General features: G+C 74.0%; 7 protein-coding genes. 5 read left to right on the forward strand and 2 right to left on the reverse strand.

The genetic code is table 11. The features are described 5' to 3' along the window. The first annotated feature begins 118 nt into the window (after positions 1-118). The gene (locus tag ACH4ZA_RS34255) at positions 119-2161 is read left to right on the forward strand and encodes an RICIN domain-containing protein (protein WP_398433126.1); all 2043 of its coding nucleotides are present in this window, start codon (positions 119-121) and stop codon (positions 2159-2161) included. A gap of 255 nt (positions 2162-2416) precedes the next feature. Continuing rightward, entirely contained in the window at positions 2417-3073 is a 657-nt protein-coding gene (locus tag ACH4ZA_RS34260; RefSeq protein ID WP_398433127.1) for a DedA family protein, read from the forward strand. Positions 3074-3104: 31 nt separating this feature from the next. Here the strand turns inward: ACH4ZA_RS34260 and ACH4ZA_RS34265 are convergent, their stop codons facing one another. Beyond that, the gene (locus ACH4ZA_RS34265) at positions 3105-3632 is read right to left on the reverse strand and encodes a gamma carbonic anhydrase family protein (RefSeq protein WP_319281764.1); all 528 of its coding nucleotides are present in this window, start codon (positions 3630-3632) and stop codon (positions 3105-3107) included. A gap of 109 nt (positions 3633-3741) precedes the next feature. Between ACH4ZA_RS34265 and ACH4ZA_RS34270 the strand changes: the two genes are divergently transcribed. Beyond that, the gene (locus ACH4ZA_RS34270) at positions 3742-4506 is read left to right on the forward strand and encodes an acyltransferase (protein ID WP_319281790.1); all 765 of its coding nucleotides are present in this window, start codon (positions 3742-3744) and stop codon (positions 4504-4506) included. A gap of 82 nt (positions 4507-4588) precedes the next feature. Here the strand turns inward: ACH4ZA_RS34270 and ACH4ZA_RS34275 are convergent, their stop codons facing one another. Further along, the gene (locus tag ACH4ZA_RS34275) at positions 4589-5446 is read right to left on the reverse strand and encodes an EamA family transporter (protein ID WP_398433128.1); all 858 of its coding nucleotides are present in this window, start codon (positions 5444-5446) and stop codon (positions 4589-4591) included. Between the two features lie 105 nt (positions 5447-5551). On the opposite strand from ACH4ZA_RS34275, the gene ACH4ZA_RS34280 reads away from it, so the two are divergent. After that, on the forward strand, positions 5552-6127 hold the full coding sequence (locus ACH4ZA_RS34280) for an XRE family transcriptional regulator (protein ID WP_319281768.1): 576 nt from the start codon (positions 5552-5554) through the stop codon (positions 6125-6127). Positions 6128-6170: 43 nt separating this feature from the next. Next, a complete protein-coding gene (locus ACH4ZA_RS34285; protein WP_398433129.1) occupies positions 6171-6734 on the forward strand; it encodes a YbaK/EbsC family protein in 564 nt (187 codons plus the stop codon). The last annotated feature ends 212 nt before the right edge of the window (positions 6735-6946 follow it).

Raw genomic sequence — 6946 nt, forward strand, 5'->3', positions numbered from 1 at the left:
CGGATGGGTCGGATCCGGCCAACGCGCCTGGTCAGGCCAAAGGTACGCACCAATCAGGCACCTGCTTTCCGACGACGCCTCTTCCGTGCCGTTCGTCGGCTTGGAAGGAATTGGTTCCGTGCAATCCCCCAACCCCCCACGCCCGCCCCACCCGCCCCGGCCCGGTTGGACACCCGGGGATTCCGACCCCCAACTCATCGCCCGACTGGCGGGCGACGACGGGCGGCACCGCGCGATAGCCCTGCTCTTCGCACGTCACTGGCGGGCCGCTCACGACTACGCGACCGTCTGTCTGGCGGGCACCGAGGACACGGCGCGTCTGGTGGCCGCCGCCGCGTTCCACGAGGTGCTCGGCCGCCTCGCGGGCGGGCGCACCGCGGGCGCCCTGCGTCCCCAGCTCCTCGTCGCCGTCCGGGAGACGGTCAGGGAATGGGCCGGCGCCGAAGGGGTTTCCGCGGTTCTGCCGGAGCTGCGGAAAACCGTCGGCGGCCGCGGACTGCGCGCCGCGCGACCGGGGACCGCGGAAAGGCGGCAACTCGCGGAACGTGCTTTCCAGTTGCTCCCGGCGGCCTCGCAATGCCTGTTGTGGCACACCGAGGTCGAGTCGGAACCCATAACCGTACCGGCTGGTCTGTCGGGCATGGACGCGGTCACCGCGGCGGCCGTCCTGGAACAGGCGCGGGAACAATTCCGGGCGGGCTGCGTACGCGCGCACCGGGAACTCGCGCCTACCAGTGAATGCCGCTTCTACAACCGTCTCCTCGACGTCCCCCTGCGGCGCGGCGGAACCCTGCTGCCCGATGTCCGGCACCATCTCGCGCACTGCCGTTTCTGCCGGCACGCCGCCGAACAGCTCAGCCACTTCGACGGCGGACTGGACGTCCTGCTCGCCGAGACCGTGCTCGGCTGGGGCGCGCTGCGCTACCTGGAGTCGCGCCCCGCCCGTACGGCCGCCGCCGGGGCCGCTCCCCGGTCCGCCCCCGTGCGCCCGCTCGCCGGCGCCGGCCGCCACCGCACCACCTCGGCCGGCCTGCTCGCCCTGCCGGGCAGGCGGCCCAGGGCCGTTCTCGTGGGCGCAGGACTCACCGCCCTCGCACTGGTCGCGACCGTCTTCGTGGCCAGGGGCTGGACGGTGGACACCGGCGTCCCCGCTCCCGGAGCCACCTGGGGCGCGCCGGCCGGCGGAATCAGCGCCCCGGGCGCCGTCGCGCAGGGCGGGACGGGAGGCCCGGGCAGCGCCGGCGGTTCGGGGAGCCGTACGTCCTCCGCCGTCCCGTCGGCCGCGTCCGCCTCCCGGTCCACCGAGATCGCGCAGGGCAGGCTGCGCAGCCCGGACACGGAACTCTGCCTCGACGTCCGTGGCGGCCGGGCGGCGACCGGAGCGCCCATCGTCCTCACCCCGTGCTCGCAGGCCGCGACCCAGCGGTGGTCGTACGAACAGGACGGTCTGCTGCGCAGCTCCGCCGACCCGACGCTCTGCCTCGCCGCCGACCCGCACAGCCGCACGACCGCCCTGGCCGGCTGTCTGGTGCACTCCGGTGAGACGTTCTTCGACCTGACCGTCCGCGGCGAGCTCCTGCTGCGCAGCAACGACGACCTGGTCGTCGCCCGCGACGCCGACGGCTCGGGACGGAGCCTCGCCGTCGCCCCACGGGACGGTTCCGCCGGACAGCGGTGGCTGTTCGACACGGCCGCCCCGTCGGCCGGGGAGTCCGGTCCGCAGGTCCGCGGTCAGGCGGAGCCGCCCGCCCCGAAGACGGCGCCGCCGGCCGCGCCCGCCCCGCGCGACGCCGCACCGCTCGCCCCCGGCACCCCTCCGACGCCCGCCGAACCCGCCCCGTCGGCACCGCAGTTCCGCCCGAAGATCGTCCAGGCGGACTGCTGTGACCCGGCGGGTGACACCGGCGCCTCGGACGGTTCTGACACGGGCAGCGGTTCGGACGCCGTCAATGGCTCGGACGCCGTCGACGGTTCGGATGCCGCCGACGGTTCGGGTGCCCCGCGGACTCCAGGCGCCTCGGGCGTCCCGCACACCCCTGACGATCCGAAGGGCCGGTCGGACCCCGCCGCGCGTCTGCGGGCGCTGCCCGTCCACCCCGGCGCACACCGGGCGCCGGGTGACGCCGTCGTCGCCGTCGTGACGCGGGTCGTGGGCCGCTGACCCGCGGGCGGACACGGAGGGCCGCGAGGGACGGAGACCGGCCCAGGGTGGAGCCGCAGAGGGCGGACCGTCCCGCCGCCCGGACTCCGCCCCGGTGGCAGTCCACGACCGCCGACTTCCCCCGGCCGACCCCCTTGTGCGAGCCGGCCGGGGGAAGCCGGCGTGCTGCACCACCGGACGGCTCCGGGCCCGACCGAACCGGTAGGCTTCCCGGGGACGCGTAAGCCCAAGGACGTCGAACGGGAGGAACCCGCGGTGCACGTGCAGGAATGGCTGGACTCGGTGCCCGCGATCGCCGTCTACGCGATGGTGGGCCTGGTCATCGGCCTCGAGAGCCTCGGCATCCCGCTGCCCGGCGAGATCATCCTGGTCTCGGCCGCGCTGCTGTCCTCCCAGCACGGCGGCATCAACCCCGTCGTCCTGGGCGCGTGCGCCACAGCCGGCGCCGTCATCGGCGACTCGATCGGCTACGCCATCGGCCGCAAGGGCGGACGTCCGCTGCTGGCCTGGCTCGGCGGGAAGTTCCCCCGGCACTTCAGCGAGGGGCACATCGCCACCGCCGAGCGCTCCTTCGAGAAGTGGGGCATGTGGGCGGTCTTCTTCGGCCGCTTCGTCGCCCTGCTGCGCATCTTCGCCGGGCCGCTCGCGGGCGTCCTGCACATGCCCTACTGGAAGTTCCTCGTCGCCAACGTCCTCGGCGGCATCGCCTGGGCGGGCGGCACGACCGCCGTCATCTACTACGTGGGCGTCGTCGCGGAGTCGTGGCTGAAGCGGTTCTCCTGGCTGGGGCTGGTGCTCGCGGTGCTGATCGGACTGACCTCGATGCTGGTGCTCAAGCGCAAGGCCAAGAAGATGCAGGCGGCGCGGCCCGAGTCCGCGTCCGAGCCGGAGCCCGTGCCCGCCGGGGAGTGACACCCCCGCGCGGGCCTGCCGGGAGCGCGGTCTACTCGTGGATCGCGTCGTGCGCCTTGGCCAGATCCGCGTACAACGTGCCGTTCAGCGTGACCCCTTGACGCTCCTCCTGCGTCAACTCCCGCTTCACCTTGGCCGGCACGCCCGCCACCAGTGATCCCGGCGGGACCTGCATCCCCTGTGGCACCAGCGCCTGCGCGGCGACCAGCGAGCCCGCCCCGATCACCGCCCCGTTGAGCACCGTCGCGCCCATTCCGACGAGGCAGTCGTCCTCGACGGTCGCCCCGTGCACGACGGCGTTGTGCCCCACGGAGACCCGCTCGCCGATGGTCACGGGGAAACCGGGGTCCGCGTGCAGCGTCGCGTTGTCCTGCACGTTCGCGTCCCTGCGCACGGTGATCCGCTCCACGTCGCCGCGCACCACCGCCCCGTACCAGACGCTCGCGCCGGCCTCCAGTGTCACGTCCCCGATCACGGACGCCGTCGGCGCGACGAACGCCATCGCGTCGACCTGGGGTTCCCTGCCGCCGATGCCCACGATCAGCGCCCTGTGCGTCATCACCGTCTCCTCGCGTCCGTCGTCTCCGGGCACCGTACGCCACCCGGTTGGGGCGAAGATCACAGGGCTGTGGTCCCTCGGCCCCGGCGACCCTGAGTACGGTGAGCGGGTGCCGAAGCGCAAGAACACGTTCTCATCATGGTGGCGCCGCCTCGTGCAGCGCGCCGTCCACGCGGGCTGGGCCTGGGTGCAGCGCACGGGCTCCGTCACCGCCGAGCGCCCCGGACGCCTCCGTTTCGGCTCGATGGGCACGGGCACCCGGCTCGCCTTCCCGCTCGGCACCGTCTTCGGGGAGCCCTGGATCCACCTGGGGGCGCACTGCATCGTCGGCGAGCAGGTCACTCTGACCGCCGGCCTGATGCCCGACCTCGATCTCGGCCCCGAGCCGATCCTGCGCCTGGGCGACGGCGTGGTCCTCGGCCGGGGCAGCCATGTCATCGCCGACACCACCGTCACCATCGGCAGCGACTGCTACTTCGGCCCGTACGTGTACGTCACGTCCACGAACCACTCCTACGACGACCCGCACGAGCCGATCGGCAAGCAGTGGCCGCGGATGGAGCCCGTGGAGATCGGGCCCGGCTGCTGGATCGGCACGGGCGCGGTGATCCTGCCGGGCGCGCGGATCGGCCGCAACGTCGTGGTGGCGGCCGGGGCGGTGGTACGCGGCCCGGTCCCCGACCACTCGGTGGTCGCGGGTGCGCCCGCCCGGGTCGTACGGCGCTGGACGCCCGCCGACGGCTGGCAGCCGCCGCTGCGCACCCCGCCTCCGGTGCCGATACCGGACGGCGTCACCCCGGACCAGCTGGTCGCGCTGTCGGAGCTGGACGAGGAGACGGTGGAACGCCTCGCCCAGCTGGAGCCCGAAGGCTGAACCGGTCCGGGCCGGGGCGAGGGGTCGGGGGGACGTGCCGGACGGCCGGGTCGGACGGACCTGCCGGGGCCGGGCCGACGGCTCAGCCGGTCGCCAGCAGCAGCGTGCCCACGAGGGCAAGACCCGCGCCGGCGGCCTGGAGTCCCCGGAGCCGCTCGCGCAGCAGGCCGCGCGCGGCGAGGGCGGTGACGACCGGGTAGAGGGAGGCGAGCACGGCGGCCACCGTCACCGGCCCGTGCCGGGCGGCGACGACATAGGTCCCGTTCGCCGCGACGTCGGCGAGGCCCACGAAGGCCAGGGCCGGCAGTGCGCGCCACGGGAAACCGCCCTCCGGGAGTGCGGCGCCGCCCCGCCGTACGGAGACGCACAGCGCGAGGCCGCCTGCCGCCACGTTGACCGCGCGCTGGACGAAGAGGGCGAGGAATAGGCCCGTCACCGTGACCGACGACTCCGCGATCAGGGCGAACACCGTGCCGAAGCCGACGGCCGCGACGAGCGTGAGCAGGACGGCCCGCCGATGCACCGGCGCGCCCCGCAGCTGCGGGCCGCCCGCGAGGACGACCCCGAGCACGGCGACCGCGATCCCCGCGATCTGCATCAGGCCGGGCCGCTCGCCGAGGAAGAGACCCACACCGACCGGGACGGCCACCCCCGTCGTGCCGAGCGGGGAGACCACTCCCATGGGGCCGAGCGCGAGCGCCTTGTAGAAGCAGAGCAGAGCCACCGGGCCCACCGTGCCGGCCGCGACCGCGAACCACAGCCGGGGGCCCGCCTCGCTCCAGCCGCCGGTGGCGACCACGACCGCGCCGAGGACCGCCGCCGCGATCGCCTGCGAGACGACGACCACGGTCAGCGCGGGGGTGCGCCGGGTCAGCAGACCGCCGCCGAAGTCGGCCAGCCCCCACAACAGGCTGGTGGCGAGGGCGAAGAGTGCTGTCACTGGTCCCTCGCAGTACAGTTCGGCGAACGATCGGGTACACCACACCGTAGTGCACTGAAGTGAACCCTGTCATTGAATATATTGCCCTCATCTCCTGGATGGAACGTGTCGGACCTCGACCTGCTGACCCAGTCCCTGGCGCGCAACGTCAAGCGATGGCGCACCGAGCGCGGATTCACCCTCGACGCGCTGGCCGCTCGCGCCGGTGTCAGCCGCGGCATGCTGATCCAGATCGAACAGGCCCGCACCAACCCCAGCATCGGCACGGTCGTCAAGATCGGCGACGCCCTCGGGATCAGCGTCACCACCCTGCTGGACTACGAGCGGGGCCCGAAGGTCCGCATCGTCCCCGCTGATCAGGCGGTACGGCTGTGGCACACCGATGCGGGCAGCTACAGCCGCCTCCTCGCGGGCGCGGAGGCGCCCGGGCCGCTGGAGATGTGGGACTGGCGGCTCATGCCCGGGGAGGGCAGCGTGTCCGACCCGCACCCGCCCGGCACGGTCGAGATCGCCCATGTCACCGCGGGCGAGCTGACGCTGACCGTCGACGGCGCCGAGTACCGCGTCGACGCGGGGGCGAGCGTCACGTTCGAGGCCGACGCCACGCACTCCTACGCCAACCGCGGTGAAGTGCCGACAGAGCTGGTGCTGACGGTCTCGGTGCCGCCGCCCGCGCGCTGAGGCGACGGCCCGACAGCCGGGAACGGGCTGTTAGCGTGCGGTCATGCGCGCACCCATCGGACGCTTCGACACCGCCGCCCCGGCCCTCGACCGCCTCGACGAGCTGCCCGGCCCGGTCGCCGACGCCGTGCGCCGCTGGAGCGGCAGCGTGCCCGCCGAAGAGATCGTGCACGTCGACACCGATCCACAGTGGGCGGACACCGCCGTCTTCGTCGAGCACTACGGCCGTGAGCTGCTGGAGCAGTCCGCGAACTGCGTCGTGGTGGCCGGCAAGCGAGGCGGCGAGGCGACGCTCGCCGCCTGCGTGGTCCTGTCCACCACGCGGGTCGACGTCAACGGTGTCGTGCGCCGCCGACTCGGGGCGCGCAAGGCCTCGTTCGCCCCGATGGACCTCGCGGTGGGCGAGACCGGCATGGAGTACGGCGGGATCACCCCGATCGGACTCCCCGCCGCCTGGCCGGTGCTGGTGGACGCCGCGGTCGTCGACCTGCCCCATGTGCTGGTGGGCAGCGGGCGCCGCCGCGGGAAGCTCCTGGTGCCCGGCAAGGCCTTCGCCGAACTGCCGGGCGCGGTGGTGATCGAAGGGCTCGGACTGCCCGTGGACTAACCCGCGCGGGCGGGCCGCGCGGGGTGTGCCGGGGTGCGAGGGTCGGGGCGCGCCGGACGGGCGCGCCGGGCGGGCGCGCCGGGCGTCGTGTGCCGGGCGGGCGCTTCGCCGGCGCGGCCTAGGTGTTCTGTCCGGGGAGGTTGTGGACGGGTGAGCCAGGTCTCGGCTGAGGGATCTTGAATGAGTGAGGGCCTTCCGGTTCGGTGTGGATT

The sequence above is a fragment of the Streptomyces sp. NPDC020597 genome (assembly GCF_044335095.1).
GTDB lineage: Bacteria > Actinomycetota > Actinomycetes > Streptomycetales > Streptomycetaceae > Streptomyces.

What these genes read in the sequence shown, in the direction of transcription:
- ACH4ZA_RS34285 (WP_398433129.1), top strand. Translation starts at nt 6,171, where the DNA reads ATGCGCGCACCCATCGGACGCTTCGACACCGCCGCCCCGGCCCTCGAC.
- ACH4ZA_RS34265 (WP_319281764.1), bottom strand. Translation starts at nt 3,632, where the DNA reads ATGACGCACAGGGCGCTGATCGTGGGCATCGGCGGCAGGGAACCCCAG.